We start from the raw sequence: 21,239 nt of genomic DNA, 5'->3' as shown, positions 1-21,239 counted from the left end.
CTTTTGAAGAACAAGAACTCACTACCATGCAGAAGAAATCGATTTATGTAGCCTACACTGGCGGTACCATCGGTATGCAGCGCTCTGAAAATGGCTATATCCCCGTCTCCGGCCATCTGCAGCGTCAGCTTGCGCTGATGCCTGAATTCCACCGTCCGGAAATGCCTGACTTCACCATCCATGAATACGAGCCGCTGATGGACTCCTCCGACATGACGCCGGAAGACTGGCAGCACATCGCGGATGACATTAAAGCCCATTACGACCAGTACGACGGCTTCGTGATCCTTCACGGCACCGACACCATGGCGTTCACCGCTTCGGCGCTCTCCTTCATGCTGGAGAACCTGAGCAAGCCGGTGATCGTCACCGGGTCGCAAATACCGCTGGCGGAGCTGCGCTCGGACGGGCAGATCAACCTGCTGAACTCCCTGTACGTGGCGGCGAATTACCCGATCAACGAAGTGTCGCTGTTCTTTAACAATCGCCTGTATCGCGGCAACCGCACCACCAAAGCCCATGCCGACGGTTTTGATGCCTTTGCCTCCCCTAACCTGCAGCCGCTGCTGGAAGCGGGTATTCATATCCGTCGTCTGGGAACGCCTCCGGCACCGAACACCGCCGGCGAGCTGATTGTGCATCCGATTACCCCGCAGCCGATTGGCGTGGTCACCATTTATCCGGGCATCTCCGCGGACGTGGTGCGCAACTTCCTGCGCCAGCCGGTGAAAGCGCTGATCCTCCGTTCCTATGGCGTCGGCAACGCTCCGCAGAACGGCGAATTTCTGAAGGAGCTTCAGGAAGCCAGCGAGCGCGGAATTGTGGTGGTAAACCTGACCCAGTGCATGTCTGGCAAGGTCAATATGGGCGGCTATGCCACCGGCAACGCGCTGGCGCACGCGGGGGTGATCAGCGGCTTCGATATGACCGTTGAGGCGACGCTGACTAAACTTCATTATTTACTGAGTCAGGATCTGGACATTCAGTCCATTCGCCGCGCAATGATGCAAAACCTTCGCGGCGAGCTGACCCCGGACGAATAAGGAGCTCTCATGAAGCAACGCGCCCTGCTACTGGTCGATTTGCAAAATGATTTCTGCGCGGGCGGCGCGCTGGCCGTCGCCGAAGGTGACAGTACCGTTGACGTGGCAAATACCCTGATTGACTGGTGCAAAGCCCGCGGTGAAGCGGTTGTCGCCAGCCAGGACTGGCACCCGGCGAACCACGGCAGCTTTGCCAGCCAGCACAACGTTGAGCCTTTCACCCAGGGTGAACTCGACGGTCTGGCGCAAACCTTCTGGCCGGATCACTGCGTACAGCAGACCGAAGGAGCGGAGCTGCACCCGCTCCTGAATCAGAAGGCCATTGACGCGGTGTTCCATAAAGGTGAAAACCCGGTCATCGACAGCTACAGCGCGTTTTTCGATAACGGGCATCGCCAGAAGACGGCGCTGGACGCGTGGTTACGTCACCATGAAATCACGGAGCTGATCGTGCTGGGTCTGGCGACGGATTACTGCGTGAAGTTTACCGTGCTGGACGCGCTCCAGCTGGGTTATACCGTTAGCGTCATCACCGACGGCTGTCGTGGGGTGAACATCCAACCACAGGACAGCGCCCAGGCGTTTATGGATATGGCCGCCGAAGGTGCCACGCTGTATACGCTGGCAGACTGGCAGGAAACGCAGGCGTAGCCTTTTAAGCCGGGTGGCGCTGACGCTTACCCGGCAAAACCCCTCCCCAATCCCCATAAAGTGAACTCCCTCGCATCCTCAGCGAAGCGGCAATGCTATTCTCTTCAGGCTGTTTTTTCGCCACGCCTTTTCTGTGGCGTGGTTATTTTTATTAAGTCAAAGAGGAACTTGTATGAAACGTTTGCCCCTGCTGGCAGCATTACCCTTGCTTTGCGCGTCGCTTGCTTCCGCCGCGCCTCTGATGTCCGTGGGCTACTTTAACGGGGGTGGTGACGTCACCGCCGGACCGGGTGGCGATATCAATAAACTGGACGTTCGACAGATCACCCACCTGAACTACTCGTTTGGGCTTGTTTATAACAACGAGAAAGATGAGACCAACCCTGCGCTGAAAGATCCGGCGAAGCTGCATCAAATCTGGCTGTCGCCAAAAGTGGCGTCCGATCTGGCCCTTATCCCGACCTTGCGTAAACAAAACCCGAACCTGAAAGTCCTGCTCTCCGTTGGCGGCTGGGGGGCACGCGGTTTCTCTGGCGCAGCGGCAACCCAGGAGAGTCGCGCGGTGTTTATCCGCTCCGCGAAGGAAATTGTTGAGAAATACGGTCTGGACGGGATCGATCTCGACTGGGAATATCCGGTCAACGGCGCGTGGGGGCTGGTTGCAAGCCAGCCCGCCGACAGGGATAACTTTACCGCCCTGCTGAAAGAGATGCGCGACGCGTTCGGGCAGAAAAAGCTGGTGACCATTGCGGTGGGCGCGAATGCGGAAAGTCCGAAAAGCTGGGTGGATGTCAAAGCCATCGCCCCGCTCCTCGACTACATCAACCTGATGACCTACGACATGGCGTACGGGACACAGTACTTCAACGCGAACCTGTATGACTCCAGAGCCTGGCCAACGGTGGCTGCCGCCGACAAATATAGCGTCGATTTTGTGGTGAATAACTATCTGGCCGCCGGGCTGAAGCCGCAGCAGATGAACCTCGGGATCGGTTTTTACGGCCGCGTACCGAAACGTGCGGTTGAACCGGGCATTGACTGGAGCAAGCCGGACGCGCAAAAAAATCCGGTCACCCAGCCCTACTTTGGACCGCAGGAGATCGCCCTGTTTAAGTCGCTCGGCTATGACCTGACAAAAGATACCTACGTGAAGTACAACGATATCGTGAAGAAGCTGCTGAACGATCCGCAGAAGCGTTTTACCGAACACTGGGACGACCAGGCGAAGGTACCGTGGCTCTCGGTAAAGGGTGCCGATGGCAACGCGCTGTTTGCGATTTCGTATGAGAATCCGCGTTCTGTCGCGATCAAGGCGGACTACATCAAAGAGAAAGGCCTCGCCGGGGCGATGTTCTGGGAGTACGGAGCGGACGACAATAATCTGTTAGCGAAACAGCTGGCGGAGTCGCTCGGGATCCCGCATAAGTAGTAAGACACCAGGCCCTCTCCCACAGAGAGAGGGCCTGGTGAGGGCATCAACCCGCACCGTTATTGCATTTTCATCGTCGCAATCGGCTTCGGCGTGATGCCAAAATCTTCCTTCAGCTCTCGCTTGCTCTTCATCACCATCTGACCGTTAGTGTCGATAGTCATGTGTTGCGCATCGGTGTTATTGCGCGCCTGCCACAGCATCACCAGCTGCAAACTGTTCTCTTTTTGCTCAGGCGTGAGCGCCACACCGTCCGGCCATTTTCCCAGCTCAACGGCGGTCACCAGACGTTGATAAACTTCCGGGGTCATCCCGTTAATCATGTCCTCAATATTCACGATCTCTCCCTTTCAAAGGAATAATTTGCTGAATCGTTTTTTCAACCCTTAATCTGGTCGCCGTTTTCATCATCGGTAAAGCTCATTGAGGCTGAATTCACGCAGAAACGCTCACCCGTTGGCTGAGGACCATCCGGGAAGACGTGCCCCAGGTGCGCGTCGCAGTTACCGCAGCGAATTTCCGTGCGCACCATACCGTGCGACGAGTCGGTCAGATAGCGGATTGCGTCATCGCTCACCGGCTCGTAAAAGCTCGGCCAGCCGCAGCCGGAGTCGTATTTCGTTTGTGAATTGAACAGCGGGGCATCGCAGACCAGACAGTGATAGACACCGTCTCGCTTGTTGTGCAGTAATCGCCCGGTAAATGGCGGCTCCGTGCCGTGATTCTGGGTCACGTAAAACTGCATTTCGGTGAGGTTTTTTTTCAAATCGTCAGGGTTATGTTGGTTCGACATATGCTTACATCTCGCTGTAGAAACAGACATCTTTTAACCCGGATTCTAACAAAACATTAACACCCTTGCGTGCACTTTTGTTCTAAACTTATGTGTCGCGAAAAGGCGGTCAGGCAATTGTGATCACGTTCACATTTTTATCCTGCGAGGACTTTAAAATTCCGGGCGCAGCCCCCATGTGGTTGCAAGCTCAAAGGGAAAGTGAGGCGAGTCAGTCGCACAAACGTTAGTCACAGGATTGATTTGTCGCAATGATTGACACGATTCCGCTTGACGCTGCGTAAGGTTTTTGTAATTTTACAGGCAACCTTTTATTCACTAACAAATAGCTGGTGGAATATATGACTATCAAAGTAGGTATCAACGGTTTTGGCCGTATCGGCCGTATTGTTTTCCGTGCTGCTCAGAAACGTTCTGACATCGAAATCGTTGGTATCAACGATCTCCTGGACGCTGAATACATGGCGTACATGCTGAAGTACGACTCAACTCACGGTCGTTTCGACGGCACCGTTGAAGTGAAAGACGGCCACCTGGTTGTTAACGGCAAAACCATCCGCGTTACTGCTGAGAAAGACCCAGCTAACCTGAAATGGAACGAAATCGGTGTTGACGTTGTTGCTGAAGCAACCGGTATCTTCCTGACCGACGAAACTGCACGTAAACACATCACTGCGGGTGCGAAGAAAGTTGTTCTGACTGGTCCTTCCAAAGACAACACCCCAATGTTCGTTCGCGGTGCAAACTTCGAAACTTACGCTGGCCAGGACATCGTTTCTAACGCATCCTGCACCACCAACTGCCTGGCACCGCTGGCTAAAGTGATCAACGACAACTTCGGTATCATCGAAGGTCTGATGACTACCGTTCACGCGACCACCGCTACCCAGAAAACCGTTGACGGCCCGTCTCACAAAGACTGGCGCGGCGGCCGTGGCGCGGCTCAGAACATCATCCCATCCTCTACCGGTGCTGCTAAAGCTGTAGGTAAAGTACTGCCAGAACTGAATGGCAAACTGACTGGTATGGCGTTCCGCGTTCCAACTCCTAACGTATCCGTTGTTGACCTGACCGTTCGTCTGGAAAAAGCTGCTTCTTATGAAGAAATTAAGAAAGCAATCAAAGCTGCTTCCGAAGGCCCAATGAAAGGCGTTCTGGGTTACACCGAAGACGATGTTGTATCTACCGATTTCAACGGCGAAGTGTGCACTTCCGTGTTCGATGCTAAAGCAGGTATCGCACTGAACGACAACTTCGTGAAACTGGTTTCCTGGTACGACAACGAAACTGGCTACTCTAACAAAGTACTGGACCTGATCGCTCACATCTCCAAATAAGTTGAGATGAGTGATTGATCCAAAAAGGCGACTTCGGTCGCCTTTTTTATTGTTTTTTAGACAGAGGATTGCTTAATGATAAATAAAATTTTTGCACTTCCGGTAGTCGAACAACTTACCCCTGTGCTCTCCCGCCGTCAGATTGACGGTGCTGACGTTATCGTCGTTGACCACCCGCGCGTTAAAGCCTCCGTGGCGCTGAACGGCGCACACCTGCTCTCCTGGAAACCGGAAGGCGAAGCGGAAGCGCTGTGGCTGAGTGACGCCACCTCGTTCAAAAAAGGGGATGCGATTCGCGGCGGCGTACCGATCTGCTGGCCGTGGTTTGGCCCGTCCGCACAGCCGGGTTTGCCTTCTCACGGTTTCGCCCGTAACCAGCAGTGGACGCTGAAAGCGCATAACGAAGATGACAACGGCGCAGTGCTGACCTTTGAGCTGCAGGCTAATGATGAAACCCGCGCCCTGTGGCCACATGATTTCACCCTGTATGCCCGCTTCAAACTGGGTCAGAGCTGCGAGATTGAGCTGGAAGCCCACGGCGAGTTCGAGACCACCTCTGCCCTGCATACCTACTTCAACGTGGGTGACATCAATGCAGTGAAGGTGAGCGGCCTGGGCGATACCTTTATCGACAAAGTTGATAACGCGAAGGAAGGTAAGCTGAGCGACGGCGTTCAGACGTTCCCTGACCGTACTGACCGCGTCTATCTGCATCCGGAAGCGTGCAGCATGATCCACGACGGTGCTCTGAACCGCGGCATTGAGGTGGTTCATCACCATCACAGCAACGTGGTGGGCTGGAACCCGGGGCCTGCACTCTCCATCAGCATGGCCGACATCCCTGATGACGGTTACAAAACGTTCGTCTGTGTGGAAACGGCCTGCGTAACCACCCCGCAGAAAGCGAGCGAGGAAAAGCCGTCTCGTTTAGGGCAGACAATTCGCATCGTTAAGCGATAAGGTCGCTGCACCACACCAAAGCAAACGGGGCGCAAGCGCCCCGTTTTGATGCAATGATTGCACCGCGATAATGCACAATCAGAACTTGTAGGTCACACCCACCGAGAAGATGCCAGCCCAGGACTTATCAACCATCGGGCTATCCTTCACTTCGTCGCTCAGACGCTCGTAACGGCCGGTACCGTAGACGTTCCAGTCGCCAAGGAAGTTATAGCTCGCGGTCAGCTCCAGGTAAGGATCCCAGCCATCATCGGCGCTGTAGCTTTTCAGCCCACTGCGGCGGGACTCGTTTTTAGAGACGCCGTAGTAATAGTCGTTGTAGTTTTCACTGTTGTACTGCACGCCGATACCCGGCGTCAGGGTGAGCCCACCGTTGGTATAGCGATACAACCACGCCAGATCCCAGATAAAGCCGTTGCTATTATCCAGCGTATCACCCGCCAGGGCCGTACGGAGGAAGCCATACTGGGTGTTATGCACGTATGAAAGCCCGGCCATCATGGTGCTTTTGCGCTTGTCGAGCTGGCGAAGCGCGTGGCTGTCGCTGTCGCCTGGCTTGAAGTGCGTTGGATCGTAGTAGGCCATGATAGAAAGCTTATCGGCCGTATCGTTCCACAGATAGTAGCCGCCGCCGAGACCGCGGAACCAAAAGTTATCGCCTTCATAGGTGATAACGGGTACAGGATAAACATCGCGGTCATACTGTTTGTATGGGCTGTTAATGACGCCAACGCCCGCACCCACCGTCCACTGACTTTCCGCCTGAGCGGTGCTAACTGCGGTCGCGGCAAGGATGCCCAATGCCAGAAGTTTGAGTTTGGTCACAATCCATTCTTTCCTGTAGTCAAATAATCAGCGGGTGAAGTGTAACCGCCATTCCCGTACATCCCAAAATTTTTTGCCTGCTAATCAGTCTGATTAACCCATTATTTTTAACTTTTCAGATGACAACCCGCTTTCATTTATATGACCGATGCATGAAAAACGTGCTTAAGCCTTATAACCAGGGTGGAAATTTTTGGATGAGTTATTGATATGTCATTGAAATTAGTTTTTCTCAGCATGCAAGTTTGGCAAATGCCATCTACGCTTAAATTTAAGAAGAGTTTTCCTGAACACCTGCGGTTCTTAGCGTCTGACCTGGCACACAGGTTGCTGCTCTGGCAGTGGGGTGCGAGAGATTCTCTTCCGGGAGCCTCCACTACTCATACGAACGGCTCTTATCCTGTGCTAAAAAACGAAAGGACGGCATGCCATGAATATATTCGATCACTATCGCCAGCGCTACGAAGCTGCCAAGGACGAAGAGTTCACACTGCAGGAGTTTCTTACCATTTGTCGGCAAGATCGCAGTGCCTATGCCAATGCGGCAGAACGGCTATTGATGGCTATCGGTGAGCCAAACATGGTTGATACTGCCCTGGAGCCACGGCTTTCCCGTCTATTTTCGAATCGGGTGGTCGCCCGATATCCGGCGTTCGAAGAGTTCTATGGTATGGAAGATGCCATTGAACAGATTGTCTCCTATCTGAAGCATGCCGCCCAGGGTCTGGAAGAGAAGAAACAGATCCTCTATTTACTCGGCCCCGTCGGAGGCGGTAAATCCTCGCTGGCTGAACGCCTGAAGTCGCTGATGCAGCGCGTACCGATTTATGTGCTGAGCGCCAACGGCGAACGCAGCCCGGTGAACGACCATCCGCTGTGCCTGTTTAACCCGCAGGAAGATGCGCAAATTCTGGATAAAGAGTTTGGCATCCCGCGTCGCTACCTCGGCACCATTATGTCGCCGTGGGCGGCAAAACGCCTGCACGAATTTGGCGGTGATATCACCAAATTCCGCGTCGTGAAAGTGTGGCCATCCATACTGGAGCAGATCGCTATCGCCAAAACGGAACCGGGTGATGAGAACAACCAGGATATCTCGGCGCTGGTGGGTAAAGTCGATATCCGTAAGCTGGAAAACTTCGCACAAAACGACCCGGATGCCTATGGCTATTCCGGTGCGCTGTGCCGCGCCAACCAGGGGATTATGGAATTCGTCGAGATGTTTAAAGCACCGATCAAAGTGCTGCATCCTCTGCTGACGGCGACCCAGGAAGGGAACTACAACGGTACGGAAGGGATCTCCGCCCTGCCGTTTAACGGGATTATTCTCGCCCACTCGAACGAATCGGAATGGGTGACCTTCCGTAATAACAAAAACAATGAGGCCTTCCTTGACCGCGTGTACATCGTCAAGGTGCCTTATTGCCTGCGGATCTCCGAAGAGATCAAAATTTACGAAAAACTGCTTAACCACAGTGAGCTGGTGCATGCGCCATGCGCTCCGGGCACGCTGGAAACGCTCTCGCGCTTCTCCATCCTGTCGCGTCTGAAAGAGCCGGAAAACTCCAGCATCTATTCGAAAATGCGCGTCTACGACGGTGAAAGCCTGAAAGATACCGACCCGAAAGCGAAATCGTACCAGGAATACCGCGATTACGCCGGGGTTGATGAAGGGATGAACGGCCTCTCCACGCGTTTCGCGTTTAAGATCCTCTCACGGGTCTTTAACTTCGACCACGCGGAAGTGGCGGCCAACCCGGTTCATCTGTTCTACGTCCTGGAGCAGCAAATCGAGCGCGAGCAGTTCCCGCAGGAGCAGGCTGAACGCTACCTTGAGTTCCTGAAAGGCTACCTGATCCCGAAATACGCCGAGTTCATTGGCAAAGAGATCCAGACGGCCTATCTGGAATCCTATTCAGAATACGGGCAGAACATTTTCGACCGCTATGTCACCTATGCTGACTTCTGGATCCAGGATCAGGAGTACCGCGACCCGGATACCGGCCAGCTGTTTGATCGTGAATCCCTGAACGCGGAGCTGGAAAAAATCGAGAAGCCTGCCGGGATCAGCAACCCGAAAGACTTCCGTAATGAGATTGTGAACTTCGTCCTGCGCGCCAGAGCGCATAATAACGGGCGCAATCCGAACTGGACCAGCTACGAGAAGCTGCGCACGGTTATTGAGAAGAAAATGTTCTCCAATACCGAAGAGCTGCTGCCGGTGATCTCGTTCAACACCAAAACCTCAACCGACGAGCAGAAGAAACACGACGATTTTGTCGACCGTATGATGGAAAAAGGCTACACCCGCAAACAGGTTCGCCTGCTCTGCGAATGGTATCTGCGCGTGCGTAAATCGTCCTAAAACAAGTGCCCGGTAGCGCCTACGCCTGCCGGGCCAACAAAAACGCAAGTTGGCAAATGCAGTACGGGGGGTATATGACCTGGTTTATTGACCGGCGTCTTAACGGCAAAAACAAGAGCACGGTGAACCGCCAGCGCTTCTTGCGCCGTTATAAAGCGCAAATTAAACAGTCGATCTCCGAGGCCATCAACAAACGCTCGGTGACCGACGTCGACAGCGGCGAGTCTGTCTCCATCCCTACCGATGACATCAGCGAACCGATGTTTCATCAGGGGCGCGGCGGCCTGCGCCATCGCGTTCATCCAGGTAACGACCACTTCGTTCAGAACGACAGGATTGAGCGCCCTCAGGGCGGCGGCGGTGGTTCAGGAAGCGGTCAGGGGCAGGCCAGCCAGGACGGTGAAGGCCAGGATGAGTTCGTTTTCCAGATTTCGAAAGATGAATATCTCGACCTGCTGTTTGAGGACCTTGCGCTGCCGAATCTGAAAAAGAATCAGCATCGTCAGCTTAACGAGTATAAAACCCATCGCGCGGGCTATACCGCTAACGGCGTGCCCGCCAATATCAGCGTTGTGCGTTCGTTGCAGAATTCTCTGGCGCGTCGCACGGCCATGACGGCAGGCAAACGTCGCGAACTGCGCGAGCTGGAGAGCAGCCTGAAGGTCGTGGAAAACACGGAGCCGGCGCAGCTGCTGGAAGAGGAGCGCCTGCGTAAAGAGATTGCCGAGCTAAGAGCGAAGATCGACCGCGTGCCGTTTATCGATACCTTCGACCTGCGCTACAAGAACTACGAAAAACGTCCCGAACCCTCCAGCCAGGCGGTGATGTTCTGTCTGATGGACGTCTCCGGCTCGATGGACCAGGCCACCAAGGATATGGCGAAGCGTTTCTATATCCTGCTCTACCTGTTCCTGAGCAGAACCTATAAGAACGTGGAAGTGGTTTATATCCGCCATCACACCCAGGCCAAAGAGGTGGATGAACATGAGTTCTTCTACTCCCAGGAGACCGGGGGGACCATCGTATCAAGCGCCCTGAAGCTGATGGATGAAGTAGTGAAAGAGCGTTACGACCCGGCGCAGTGGAACATTTATGCCGCGCAGGCGTCGGATGGCGACAACTGGGCCGACGACTCACCGCTGTGTCACGAGATCCTGGCGAAGAAAATTCTGCCGGTGGTGCGTTACTACAGCTATATCGAAATTACCCGTCGCGCCCACCAGACCCTGTGGCGGGAATATGAACATCTGCAGTCCATGTTCGATAACTTTGCCATGCAGCATATCCGCGATCAGGATGATATTTATCCTGTGTTCAGGGAGCTGTTCCACAAGCAATCTGCTACCAGCAACGCATAACCCAACAGCCAGCGAATCCGCTGGCTGTTTTCTTTCGACCCCGTTTATCCCGTGCTAATGTAGCAAGCTGCATACTGGATTATCACCGGGAAAATTGTGATGACTGACGACGTTATGGGGACAAGTACCCACCATCAGCTGATTACCTTACTCACCGAGCAGGGCGCGCGTTTTCGCGTCATGGAGCACGAGGCGGTGGGGAAATGCGAAGCGGTGAGTGAAATTCGCGGGACCGATCTGCGCCAGGGGGCAAAAGCCCTGGTCTGCAAGGTGAAGGGCAACGGCGTTAAAAAACACGTACTGGCGATTCTGGCCGCCGACCTGCAGGCCGATCTGAGCCAGCTTGCCAGCCATTTTGGCGGGCTTAAAGCCTCCCTCGCCAGCCCGGCCGAGGTCGATACCCTTACCGCCTGCGTTTTTGGCGCGATCCCGCCCTTTAGCTTCCATCCTGATTTGGCGCTGGTGGCCGACCCGCTGCTGTTCGAGCGTTTCGACGAAATTGCCTTTAACGCCGGTTTACTGGAGAAATCCGTGATTATGGACACCCAGGATTACCTGCGCATTGCCCGTCCTGAGCTTGTAAACTTCCATAAGCCGTCGTCGTGACGGCGCTAGCCTCTTCTTTCCAGAAACAGCACGGAGGCGACGAGAATCACGGCAATAGCGAAAAACGATGAGGAGATAATGAGCGTTTCAACAAACATGTGATCGTTCATGATGGCGATCCCTTTGCGATACCTGCCTTCGTTTTAATCCGCGTAAATGACAGGGTAATGACAGCGATAAAATCTTTTAAACGCTGTCCTCCGCCGCGTTTACGCGTACAGTAAGCAGGATAATTATTCTGGCAAGGATCCCCCATGTTTGACCCAACTCTGCTCATTCTTCTGGCGCTCGCCGCGCTCGGCTTTATCAGCCATAACACCACCGTCGCCATCTCGATTCTGGTGCTGATTATTGTGCGCGTGACCCCGTTAAATACCTTTTTCCCGTGGATAGAAAAACAAGGCCTCACCATCGGGATCATCATTTTAACCATCGGGGTGATGGCTCCCATCGCCAGCGGCACCCTTCCCGCCTCAACGCTGCTGCACTCGTTTGTGAACTGGAAATCGCTGGTGGCGATCGCGGTGGGGATTTTTGTTTCGTGGCTGGGCGGACGCGGCGTGACGCTGATGAGCAGCCAGCCCTCGCTGGTGGCGGGCCTGCTGGTGGGCACGGTACTCGGCGTGGCGCTCTTCCGCGGCGTGCCGGTAGGCCCGCTGATTGCGGCAGGGCTGGTGTCCCTGTTTATCGGGAAGTCATAGTCAGGCTGGCCATGTAACGCGCCGGCGTCTGGCCCAGCCCCTTTTTGAACATGGTGATAAACGCGGTGGTAGAGTCATAGCCCAGAGACTGTGCCACCTGCTGCACCGACTTCCCGCTAATCAAATGCTGTAACGCCACGATCAGCTGAAGCTGGTGACGCCAGCGGCGAAAGCTTAAACCGGTCTCTTTGACCACCAGCCGCGCCAGGTTGCGTTCACTCATCGCGAAATGGCTCGCCCACTGTGCCAGCGTCTGCCAGGCGGCGGGCTCTTCCGCCATCTTCTCGCTCATCAGCCGGATTTTAGGATGGGGAGAGACGGGCAGCTGCAGATGCTCCTGGCGCTGGAGCGGCAGTTCGTCAAACAGGACGTCCACCAGACGCGATGTGGCCGCAAGATGCAGCTGTTCTCGCGGTTTTTCCGCCAGGGATAAAATCAGCTCCCGCACCAGGGGAGAGATTTTCAGGGTGCAGCAGCGGTCGGGCAGGCTGGCGGCACCAGGCTCAATAAACAAAAAGCAGAGCTGCGCCCCCGGCGTGGCCCTGTTGCTGTGCGGCATTTGGCCTGGGATCCAGACGGCATACTGGGGCGGTACCATCAGCATCGCATTTTCCACTTCGCAGGTGATCGCGCCGCCAAGGGCCAGAATCAGCTGCCCCTTACGGTGTTGATGCTGTGGAATATATTGTTCTTCCGTCACCACGCGGATGCGAAACGCGACGGCCGCATCGTGCTGGCTATCAGGATCGTAGCCGTCCAGTCCCAGACCAATCATCAGGTTGTCCGATATTAGCGATAAACTGTCATTTTAGCCTGATTTCAACCGCGGAGAAAATCGGTATTGTGTGCGCTCGCTTGAACGTATGAGAACACAATGACTACTGCTCTTCGCACCTCAGGAAAACAGGGCGCGCTGTTAATTGCAGGCATCCTGATGATTGCCACCACGCTTCGCGTCACCTTTACCGGCGCAGCGCCGCTGCTCGATACTATTCGCCTTGATTATTGCTTAAGCACGGCGCAAACCGGTCTGCTGACCACCCTGCCCCTGCTGGCCTTTGCTCTTGTCTCCCCGCTCGCGGCGGGCGTTGCCCGGCGTATCGGCATGGAGCGCAGCCTGTTTATCGCCCTGATGCTGATTTGCATCGGGATTGCGGTTCGCTCCCTGCCTTCCGCTACCCTGCTTTTCATCGGAACGGCGGTGATTGGTTGCGGGATCGCGCTGGGGAATGTGCTGTTGCCCGGCTTAATTAAGCGTGACTTTCCGGGTCAGGTGGCAAAACTCACCGGCGCCTATTCCCTGACGATGGGTGTCTCTGCCGCGTTTGGCTCGGCGCTGATTGTTCCCCTGGCGCAGGGTAATGCGGGCTGGCACGGCGCGCTGCTGATGCTGATGGCGTTTCCGCTGGTCGCACTGCTGCTCTGGCTACCGCAGTGGCGTCAAAAACACGTCGCAACCGTAACGGGCGCAGGCGCGCTGCATAACCGCGCGATCTGGCGCTCGGCACTCGCCTGGCAGGTGACGCTCTTTCTGGGGATTAACTCGCTGATTTATTATGTCATCATCGGCTGGCTGCCGGCGATACTGCTCAGCCACGGCTTCAGCGAAGCGCAGGCCGGCTCGGTGCACGGCCTTTTACAGCTTGCCACAGCCGTGCCGGGGCTTGCCGTTCCGCTCGTCCTCCAGCGCCTGAAGGATCAGCGAACCATCGCCGGAGCGGTTGGGCTGATGTGCGCGGTTAGCGCGGCGGGTTTGTGGTTTATGCCTGAGATGGCGGTGATGTGGACGCTGGTGTTTGGCTTTGGTACCGGGGCAACGATGATCCTCGGCCTGACGTTCATCGGCCTGCGCGCCAGCTCCGCACACCAGGCGGCAGCGTTGTCCGGTATGGCACAGTCTATTGGTTATCTGCTCGCCGCCTGCGGTCCGCCGCTGATGGGTAAAATTCACGATTCGGCTGGAGACTGGCGGATCCCGCTTCTCGCCTGCGCGCTGGCCGCTGTCGTCATGGCCATCTGCGGCGTACTTGCCGGGCGCGACCGGGAAATCGCGCCCCGATAAACACGGTGGCAGACCATCGGGTCTGCCTTTTTTACCCGCGCGCCGCGCGCAGCATTGCCTGCACCAGCACCACCGGACGCCCTTCCAGCGCAGCACGCTCGTGCTGGAATAAGGTGATCACAAAGAACGGATGGGTCACCAGCTCCGCAGCGCGAATTTCCCCCTGCTCGTCCCAGCCCGTCACGCGCATATCACCGCTCTCCAGTTCCTGAGCAAACGCCGCCGATACGCCATAGTTACAGTGATAACCCTCTACGATTTCCGGCTTTCCGTAGGCCTTCGCGATCAACGTATTATTGCGCAGCTCAATGGCATCGGTTTTTTCCACCAGCGAGCAGGTCAGCGGCGCAATCACCATCGTGCCTTCGGTATCCGTCTCAGCATGTGCCGCGTCGCTCCAGCCCAGCACGTTACGGGCATACTCAATTAACGCATGCTGGAACCCACCGCAGGTGCCCAGGAACGGAATGCTGTTTTCACGCGCGTAGCGTGCGGCAATAAAGGCCGCCTCGGTATTTTTATAGGGGCTTGCGGGAACCAGCCAGATGGCATCGTAGCCCACCAGATCCTCAGAACTGGTTAATTCCGTGGTGGCAAGCCAGTCGTAATCGGCGGTGAGGTCAAGGACCGCGGCGGCGTCGTCAATGGCCAGCGGGATCGCCTTGTGTGCAATAACATCAGGATTGTAATCGCCAACCAGCGCAATGCGCAGCGTCGTTTTAACCGGGAGGTGTTCCATGAAAGGTTCCTTATGCCAGAGTATTATCAGATAACATAAGGAACCTCAGACTACCGATCTTCTGCAATTATCACAATACCTTAAATTGGGAGGGTGGAATTATGATTCAGTGCAAACGCGTCTATGAACAGGCAGGCCCGGACGATGGCTATCGGGTTCTGGTGGACAGGCTCTGGCCCCGTGGGGTGAAAAAAACGGACCTCGCGTATGACGAATGGTGTAAAACGCTCACACCATCCAGCGCGTTACGCAAGGACTTTCATAGCGAAGCGATTGATTTCGCGGCCTTCACTAAAGCCTACAAGGAAGAGCTGGCGCAGCATAAGGACGAAGGAGAGCGTCTGGCGGCGCTGGCGAAAAAGCAGACCGTAACCCTGCTCTACGGCGCGAAGGACACGAAGCAGAATCACGCTCTGGTCTTAGCCGACTGGCTGCGCCATCTGTGATCAGCCGACCGTCAGCTCATCCTGAATTTGCGGAGCTTCGTCCGGGGTGAGCGGCATCAGGTGTTCGGCGCGAACAAACGCAAAGCCGTGCTGATTGTCAAAGGCGTAGACGTCTCCCGTCACCAGCCAGAGCGCGCGGTCCGCGCTTGCGGGTAACTGCGTCATCACGCCGTTGACCGGGTTAACGAAACGCTGGCCGGGTTGGCAAAGACCAAATAGCTCCACAGATTTACCAATATTGCGACGGCCTGACGCCGTGCGGGCACCGACGATCATCGCCACGCTGCCCGGTTTAAGCTGAAACATACTTCTCTCGCGGTAACGGTAGCCAGAAATTGGCTAAGAATAATCCTAAAGAGAAGTGTATCGCAGCTACTGTCCCTCTGTCACCTGGCAGGTTGCGGATGATCGCGACGATAGAGCGTCCATTCGTCGATCACTTCGCCACCGGGCAGCTTGCACTCGGTGCGGACCCCCTGCGGGCTTTGAATTGGGACCTGTTCCCCGCCCTTTTCCAGGCAGTAAACGGAAGCCGGGTTCGCCATGCCCACGGCGTGCGGCGGTTTCGGGGCATCGGGTGGGGTTGTTTTTGCGGTGCAGGCAACCAGGGGAAGCGCCAGCGCCAGTAGCAGAAATCTCATCTTGTTGATCCTTTTGACATCATCATTGGCTAAGGGTAACGGCTTGTCGCCGCTTTCTCCATGATTTCTCCATTCTAACTGCACTTTTCAACGCTACAGTCTGGCATGTTCTCACTTTGACCAGAGAACATCATTCCGTAATCAAGATGTCTTTGCCCCGTTCTCAACAACGGGGCTTTTTTTCCCGCCTGCTGCCTACCTCTCCATATATTAAATTTTCTATATTCATGTTTTACTATGCCGGAAGCCTAAAAATTCAGCATAACATGCAGATGCAGACGTCTTCTGCCTGGGAGTCATTCTACGTCATGTCGGATCTTATCCTCGCTCGCGTTTCAGAAACCCTTGCCACCGAGCAATCCCTTGAAAGCCTCGTTCGTCAGCTGCTGGAGATGCTGGAAATCGTCACCGACATGGAGTCGACGTATCTGACGAAGGTGGATATAACAGCCCGGCTGCAGCACATCCTCTATGCCCGAAACAGCAAGCAGATGACTATCCCGGAAGGGTTAAGCGTGCCATGGGATGAAACGCTGTGTAAGCGCGCGCTGGATAGCGACACATTATTCAGTAACGATGTCCCCGAGCGTTGGCCGGAGTGTGAAGCGGCGAAAGCACTCGGCATTACCACTTACATGAGCATCCCCGTTCATCTTGCCGATGGCTCGCTTTACGGTACGCTCTGCGCCACCAGCACGGCAAAAAAACCGCTCAGCGCGCGCGGCGAGCAGATGTTAAAACTCTTCGCCGGGTTAATTAGTCAGTACATTCAGAAAGAGTCTCTGGTGACCCAGCTCCGTGAAGCCAACGCGGCGCTTATCGCCCACTCCTACACAGATGCCCTTACAGGGTTACCCAACCGTCGCGCCATTTTTGAGGATCTGACCACCCTGTTTTCGCTGGCGCGGCATCTGAAACGTAACGCCATCATTGCCTTTATCGATCTGGATGATTTTAAACTGATTAACGATCGATACGGGCATGAAGCAGGCGACCAGTTCCTGATTGAAGTGGGCAAGCGTTTGACCGCAGAAAAACAGCAGGACGATATCATCGGCCGGCTGGGCGGCGATGAGTTTCTGGTGGCCACTCTGAGCAACGTCGAGAATGAGGAGCAAATCCACCTTCTCAGAACGCGCCTCAGCGCCCGAATTGCGGGGGAATACTGGCTGGGTAGCATCAGCATCATTTATCCTGGCGCCAGCCTCGGCGTTATCGAAGTGGATCCCGGCGTAACCGATCCGGACAGTGCGTTACGTGCCGCGGATATCGCGATGTTTCAGGATAAGAAAGGAAAAAGCAAAACAGGCTTTCTCGCGATGGATTAACCCCGTACACTCTACGGCGTTATAAAAACCGAAACAGGTGATGATATGAGAATAGGGATCCTCTTCCCGGTCGTTATTTTTATAACGGCGGTGGTGTTTCTGGCGTGGTTTTTTGTCGGTGGTTACGCTGCTCCGGGGGCATAAATGAGAAAAACCACCCTTATAATGTTGATCGTTGCCGTCGTGGCGTTTGCCGGCACGCAATTTGGCTGGTGGTAAACCCGTTACGTAAAAAGGCCGCCATATGGCAGCCTTTTTAACGCTTCAGTATTAGCTTTTGATCTTTCTGTAGATAAACAGCACAACCAGCGCGCCGATCACCGCGACCGCGAAACTGCCGAAGTTAAAGCCATCGACTTTACCAAAACCGAACAGCGTACTGATCCAACCGCCGACTACCGCGCCGACAATACCCAGTATTATGGTGACGATAAACCCACCGCCATCTTTGCCCGGCATGATCCACTTCGCCAGAATACCCGCAATAAGCCCAAAGATAATCCAGGATAAAATTCCCATAACTTTCCTCTCTGTATGGTTTTTGTCATTAAATCAACGACACAAAAAGGATAGCACAGGATCTGAGAAAGGAAATTTGTGATAAGCCTCACAGAGAGAGTCTGCGCATTTCTTCATCAACATGCCCTTCCACAAGAACTGTGGGGTTGCATCTTTTGTTGAGAAAGATTATCTTTCTCAACACTGAATAGTTGAGATAAACACTCAGGTATTCAGTACGACATTGCTCACATTGCTTCCAGTATTTCTTGCCCACTCATGAGTGGGCTTTTTTTTGATCAAGCCCCAACGAAAGCGTGCCGGTTGCGCCCGCCGCGTTTTGCCTGATAGAGCGCCTGGTCGGCAGCATTAATAATATTCTGCTGGCTACCCGCGATGTTGACAGCACGCGCACTGGAGACCCCTACGCTTACCGTGACCCGCCCGAAGGGGCTAAACGCGTGTTCAATTTGCTGAGAGAAAACATAGCGAATAATCGTCTGCGCAAGGCGGAGCGCCTCCTGGATATCCGTTTCAGGCAAAATCAGCGCAAACTCCTCCCCGCCATACCGCGCCACAATCTGGTTGTCGCGGGTGAGACTTTCCCTGAGGCAGTTTCCCAGCAACGCCAGGCATCTGTCCCCTTCCGGATGACCGTAGTTATCGTTGTACTTTTTGAAGTAGTCCACATCCACAAGGAGCAGCGAAACCGGCGCGTCCTTTGCCGCACACGCCGCAATTTCCGAGAGGATTTTTTCATCAAAGATGCGCCTGTTATAAAGCCCTGTCAGCGCATCCTCCGAGGCAATAATCTTTAGCGCTTTGTTATCCCGTGCTTTTCTGGATAAGTCGGAATAGAGGAAACAGGACGCCACGATGAGCGTCGCGGTAAACACCAAAATAAGTGCGGCAAGCTGAATCGCCTGCTTGCGCCACGGTGAAAGGGCTTCATCAATGCTTACCGCTACCGTCGTAACCAGTCCGTAGCGCCTGTTTTTCTCATAGGCATAAATGCGTTCGATTTTATCAAACCTGGAGACAGAGCTGGCTATCCCTGTATTTTGTACCTTGAGGTATTTTCTGAAGAGAGGTGAGTCAGAAAAAATCGTACCGATATAGTTATTTTTAAAGGGATAACGAATCAGTAAAACGCCTGCTTGCGTCGTTAAACCAATAACGCCCGCGTGACCAATATTAATTTGTCCATAAAGCGCCAGAAAATTTTCGATACCCAGCGTCACCACCACAACACCGTTAAATGCACCGGTGTGGGTTTCAAGGCGTCGGCTAAGAGTAATAACCCATTTACCATTGGTTCTGCTTATCACCGGCTCACCGATATAAATCTGCTGACTTTTATTTTCCTTGTGATAGACAAAAAATGCCCTGTCCGCGCCATTATGGGGGCCCGCAAAATTCTTGTGCAATGCAGTGAAGATATCCCCATGCGCATCATAGACAACCACATTATTAATCTGAGTAAGAAGATTATCCTGATTGCTTATCATTCGCTGAATATTGATCGCCTGTTGGGGGGTCATACCATAAATTTCGATTGTGTCGGAAACGGTGGTAATCAACATTTCACTTTGGCGAATGATCCCTTCCGTGTAGACGTTAAGGGTATGGCTCAGGTTGGCAACGCTGGTATTGATTTGCTGGATTGACTGCTGTCGGGACGTGGCAATCTGGACGGCAAGCGACAATGAAACAATCAATGAGACAATGATGACGGTAATGGTTGTTGTGTAAAAAGTATTTTTCACATGCACGAGCTTTTCCACCTTATCACGCCTGGCATCCCTGGCTGACAACTCTTGTCACTGTAACAAAGCTCAGGTTAAGAGGAAAACAAATTGCACTTAAGCATAACGGCTGCCGTTATTATCAGGCTTGTAGCTTGCACTGCCTGTGATAAGATTTGAGAGATGAGGGAGCGGACAGGGTATCTGGAAAATGAAAAAGATCATTGCCGTTACTATCGTTTCAGCGTTTCTGGTCTTCCTGTCTCTTTTTGCGGTTAATGCAGTTATCGGGAGCCAGCAGAAAAGCAAACAGCTTGAGATTTCCCGAACCCTTTTACAGCATTCAGAAAGTCTGACCCAGAGCATGGCGCAGACGCTCAAAAACCTGACCACACAGGGATGCGACAGAGATAGCCTCGATCGCTACCGGCAGGTCAAGCTCGAAAGCCGCTATGTCGCTGACGTCGGTTTTATTGAAAAGGGAAAAATAGTCTGTACCGCTTTTTGGGGTAAACTCGTTAATCCTGTCTCGCTTCCTGAAGAGCTCCATGAAACGCCCAGAGGATTTCTCCTCGCGCAATTTTCGAGAAAGGATTTTTTTACCGGCAATGCGGCCATCTATAATAATCACATTATCTTCACCTCCCGCTATGCTTACGATAAATTCACCCCGGTTACGGAGAGCTATTCTCTGAGCACCACCACCAGGGACTTAAGCAGAACGTTTTTTTCGGCTACGCCTGAATTAAACCAGCAGAGCGAACTGAATTCCTCCTTGTTTACCCTGACCCTCACCCGGTGCAGCACCACGTGGGATTTGTGCGTCATTGTGAAGCATCACAACGCGGGACTGGCCTCGTTATCTCCCGTTTTATTTATCGTTCTCGCGGTCATTTTATGTTTTATCTGGATTGCAATAACGCTCTTTTTCTTTCGACTCAACGAGGACCGGTTCTCCCTGGAGCGGACGCTGGTCAAAGCTGTTATCACTAATACCATCGGCGTTCATTACCAGCCCATTGTTCGGATTGAGGATAAAAAAATTGTAGGCGTGGAGGTCTTGTCGAGATGGCGTGACGCAAGATACGGTGACGTCTCCCCGGAACTGTTTATTCCATTAATCAAAAAAATTGGCCTGTATAAAAATTACTATATTAATATTCTCCAAAAATCCCTTTCGGATATCGCGCCACTTATTATTAAATATCATCTGGTTGTTTCACTCAATGTTGGCCGAACGGAAATTGAAGACGGACAGTTTATCAGCATTTTGCGCCGTAGCTGTTTAGCTAATAACATTCCGCTCTCTCTGATCAAAATCGAGCTTTCTGAAAAAGCCATTTCAACGGGGAATATTCTGGAAGATTTCTGCAAGGATTTAAAAAACCTTGGCGTGAGAATATCCATTGATGACTTCGGGGTGCAAAACTCAAACCTGGCAAGGCTTTCGCTGCTTGAATATGATGAGATCAAAATCGACAAGTCGCTGGTCGATGGCATCAGTGAACATTACAAGCAGAACATTTTTGTCATTTTTAGCGACGCCCTCGCAAAACTGAATAAAACGCTTGTTTTCGAAGGCGTAGAGAGCGAAATACAGTATCGCTTTATTGCTGAAAGATACCCCGAGGCGCTGATTCAGGGATGGTATTTCTCAAAATCCGTCACCCGAAGCGAGCTTGCGAAGCGACTCGCTGGGATCGCGCGGTAGG

At 53.7% G+C, this 21,239-nt stretch carries 24 protein-coding genes; 14 read left to right on the top strand and 10 right to left on the bottom strand.

Going from position 1 to position 21,239, the window contains the following annotated elements; translation table 11 throughout:
- Positions 1-26 precede the first annotated feature (26 nt).
- From ansA to IM291_RS01785, 3 genes are all read left to right on the top strand, one after another.
- Positions 27-1,043 carry an asparaginase gene (ansA, locus tag IM291_RS01795; RefSeq protein WP_028012774.1) on the top strand — a complete coding sequence of 339 codons (1,017 nt, stop codon included), beginning with the start codon at positions 27-29 and terminating at the stop codon, positions 1,041-1,043.
- Between the two features lie 9 nt (positions 1,044-1,052).
- The gene (gene pncA, locus IM291_RS01790) at positions 1,053-1,694 is read left to right on the top strand and encodes a bifunctional nicotinamidase/pyrazinamidase (RefSeq protein WP_045630119.1); all 642 of its coding nucleotides are present in this window, start codon (positions 1,053-1,055) and stop codon (positions 1,692-1,694) included.
- A 172-nt stretch (positions 1,695-1,866) separates the two neighbouring features.
- Complete coding sequence (locus IM291_RS01785) at positions 1,867-3,123, top strand: glycoside hydrolase family 18 protein (protein ID WP_192985966.1); 1,257 nt, start codon at positions 1,867-1,869, stop codon at positions 3,121-3,123.
- A gap of 59 nt (positions 3,124-3,182) precedes the next feature.
- On the opposite strand, the gene IM291_RS01780 is transcribed toward IM291_RS01785, so the two are convergent.
- A complete protein-coding gene (locus IM291_RS01780; RefSeq protein WP_061098531.1) occupies positions 3,183-3,461 on the bottom strand; it encodes a YeaC family protein in 279 nt (92 codons plus the stop codon).
- A 41-nt stretch (positions 3,462-3,502) separates the two neighbouring features.
- A complete protein-coding gene (gene msrB / locus IM291_RS01775; RefSeq protein ID WP_028012770.1) occupies positions 3,503-3,916 on the bottom strand; it encodes a peptide-methionine (R)-S-oxide reductase MsrB in 414 nt (137 codons plus the stop codon).
- Between the two features lie 341 nt (positions 3,917-4,257).
- On the opposite strand from msrB, the gene gapA reads away from it, so the two are divergent.
- Positions 4,258-5,253, top strand: coding sequence for a glyceraldehyde-3-phosphate dehydrogenase (gene gapA / locus IM291_RS01770; RefSeq protein WP_006809136.1), 996 nt, complete (start codon positions 4,258-4,260; stop codon positions 5,251-5,253).
- Positions 5,254-5,328: 75 nt separating this feature from the next.
- Positions 5,329-6,213, top strand: coding sequence for a D-hexose-6-phosphate mutarotase (locus IM291_RS01765; RefSeq protein WP_192985965.1), 885 nt, complete (start codon positions 5,329-5,331; stop codon positions 6,211-6,213).
- A 78-nt stretch (positions 6,214-6,291) separates the two neighbouring features.
- Here IM291_RS01765 and IM291_RS01760 read toward each other — a convergent pair whose 3' ends face one another.
- Positions 6,292-7,038, bottom strand: a complete 747-nt coding sequence (locus IM291_RS01760) for a MipA/OmpV family protein (RefSeq protein ID WP_048959711.1) — start codon at positions 7,036-7,038, stop codon at positions 6,292-6,294.
- Between the two features lie 430 nt (positions 7,039-7,468).
- Between IM291_RS01760 and yeaG the strand changes: the two genes are divergently transcribed.
- From yeaG to IM291_RS01745, 3 genes are all read left to right on the top strand, one after another.
- Positions 7,469-9,403 carry a protein kinase YeaG gene (gene yeaG / locus IM291_RS01755; RefSeq protein ID WP_014883443.1) on the top strand — a complete coding sequence of 645 codons (1,935 nt, stop codon included), beginning with the start codon at positions 7,469-7,471 and terminating at the stop codon, positions 9,401-9,403.
- 74 nt (positions 9,404-9,477) lie between these two features.
- On the top strand, positions 9,478-10,761 hold the full coding sequence (locus tag IM291_RS01750; RefSeq protein WP_028012767.1) for a YeaH/YhbH family protein: 1,284 nt from the start codon (positions 9,478-9,480) through the stop codon (positions 10,759-10,761).
- A 99-nt stretch (positions 10,762-10,860) separates the two neighbouring features.
- Entirely contained in the window at positions 10,861-11,367 is a 507-nt protein-coding gene (locus IM291_RS01745) for a YbaK/prolyl-tRNA synthetase associated domain-containing protein (protein WP_049136801.1), read from the top strand.
- A 5-nt stretch (positions 11,368-11,372) separates the two neighbouring features.
- Here IM291_RS01745 and yoaI read toward each other — a convergent pair whose 3' ends face one another.
- Positions 11,373-11,477, bottom strand: coding sequence for a small membrane protein YoaI (yoaI, locus tag IM291_RS01740; protein ID WP_088205013.1), 105 nt, complete (start codon positions 11,475-11,477; stop codon positions 11,373-11,375).
- Between the two features lie 144 nt (positions 11,478-11,621).
- Here yoaI and IM291_RS01735 point away from each other — a divergent pair, with 144 nt between their 5' ends.
- Positions 11,622-12,068: a DUF441 domain-containing protein gene (locus IM291_RS01735; RefSeq protein WP_008500737.1), complete on the top strand. Its 447-nt coding sequence runs from the start codon at positions 11,622-11,624 to the stop codon at positions 12,066-12,068.
- On the opposite strand, the gene IM291_RS01730 is transcribed toward IM291_RS01735, so the two are convergent.
- Positions 12,052-12,843, bottom strand: coding sequence for a helix-turn-helix transcriptional regulator (locus tag IM291_RS01730; protein WP_045261611.1), 792 nt, complete (start codon positions 12,841-12,843; stop codon positions 12,052-12,054). The two genes, IM291_RS01735 and IM291_RS01730, sit on opposite strands and share 17 nt — an antisense overlap.
- Before the next feature lie 99 nt (positions 12,844-12,942).
- Between IM291_RS01730 and IM291_RS01725 the strand changes: the two genes are divergently transcribed.
- Complete coding sequence (locus IM291_RS01725) at positions 12,943-14,130, top strand: CynX/NimT family MFS transporter (protein WP_192985964.1); 1,188 nt, start codon at positions 12,943-12,945, stop codon at positions 14,128-14,130.
- 31 nt (positions 14,131-14,161) lie between these two features.
- Here IM291_RS01725 and IM291_RS01720 read toward each other — a convergent pair whose 3' ends face one another.
- On the bottom strand, positions 14,162-14,869 hold the full coding sequence (locus IM291_RS01720; protein WP_028012763.1) for a CTP synthase: 708 nt from the start codon (positions 14,867-14,869) through the stop codon (positions 14,162-14,164).
- Between the two features lie 101 nt (positions 14,870-14,970).
- Here IM291_RS01720 and IM291_RS01715 point away from each other — a divergent pair, with 101 nt between their 5' ends.
- Complete coding sequence (locus tag IM291_RS01715; protein WP_049136794.1) at positions 14,971-15,315, top strand: DUF488 domain-containing protein; 345 nt, start codon at positions 14,971-14,973, stop codon at positions 15,313-15,315.
- Here IM291_RS01715 and IM291_RS01710 read toward each other — a convergent pair whose 3' ends face one another.
- Both IM291_RS01710 and IM291_RS01705 read right to left on the bottom strand, forming a co-directional pair.
- On the bottom strand, positions 15,316-15,621 hold the full coding sequence (locus IM291_RS01710) for a hypothetical protein (protein WP_028012761.1): 306 nt from the start codon (positions 15,619-15,621) through the stop codon (positions 15,316-15,318). It lies immediately after the preceding gene.
- Between the two features lie 80 nt (positions 15,622-15,701).
- Positions 15,702-15,956: a DUF333 domain-containing protein gene (locus IM291_RS01705; RefSeq protein ID WP_045261615.1), complete on the bottom strand. Its 255-nt coding sequence runs from the start codon at positions 15,954-15,956 to the stop codon at positions 15,702-15,704.
- Between the two features lie 308 nt (positions 15,957-16,264).
- Here IM291_RS01705 and IM291_RS01700 point away from each other — a divergent pair, with 308 nt between their 5' ends.
- Positions 16,265-17,284 (top strand): sensor domain-containing diguanylate cyclase, encoded by a 1,020-nt coding sequence (locus tag IM291_RS01700; protein WP_192986156.1) that lies wholly within the window; start codon positions 16,265-16,267, stop codon positions 17,282-17,284.
- Positions 17,285-17,329: 45 nt separating this feature from the next.
- Entirely contained in the window at positions 17,330-17,428 is a 99-nt protein-coding gene (locus tag IM291_RS01695; protein ID WP_014883431.1) for a YoaK family small membrane protein, read from the top strand.
- Between the two features lie 126 nt (positions 17,429-17,554).
- Here the strand turns inward: IM291_RS01695 and IM291_RS01690 are convergent, their stop codons facing one another.
- Positions 17,555-17,803: a GlsB/YeaQ/YmgE family stress response membrane protein gene (locus IM291_RS01690; protein WP_028012758.1), complete on the bottom strand. Its 249-nt coding sequence runs from the start codon at positions 17,801-17,803 to the stop codon at positions 17,555-17,557.
- Between the two features lie 278 nt (positions 17,804-18,081).
- Positions 18,082-19,566, bottom strand: a complete 1,485-nt coding sequence (locus tag IM291_RS01685) for a sensor domain-containing diguanylate cyclase (RefSeq protein WP_236300255.1) — start codon at positions 19,564-19,566, stop codon at positions 18,082-18,084.
- A gap of 172 nt (positions 19,567-19,738) precedes the next feature.
- On the opposite strand from IM291_RS01685, the gene IM291_RS01680 reads away from it, so the two are divergent.
- Positions 19,739-21,238, top strand: a complete 1,500-nt coding sequence (locus tag IM291_RS01680) for an EAL domain-containing protein (RefSeq protein WP_192970920.1) — start codon at positions 19,739-19,741, stop codon at positions 21,236-21,238.
- The last annotated feature ends 1 nt before the right edge of the window (position 21,239 follow it).

Origin of the sequence: Enterobacter cloacae complex sp. P27C, assembly GCF_014895705.1 — a bacterium.
Taxonomy (GTDB): domain Bacteria; phylum Pseudomonadota; class Gammaproteobacteria; order Enterobacterales; family Enterobacteriaceae; genus Enterobacter; species Enterobacter bugandensis.
This window is presented reverse-complemented; position numbering and strand designations above follow the sequence as displayed.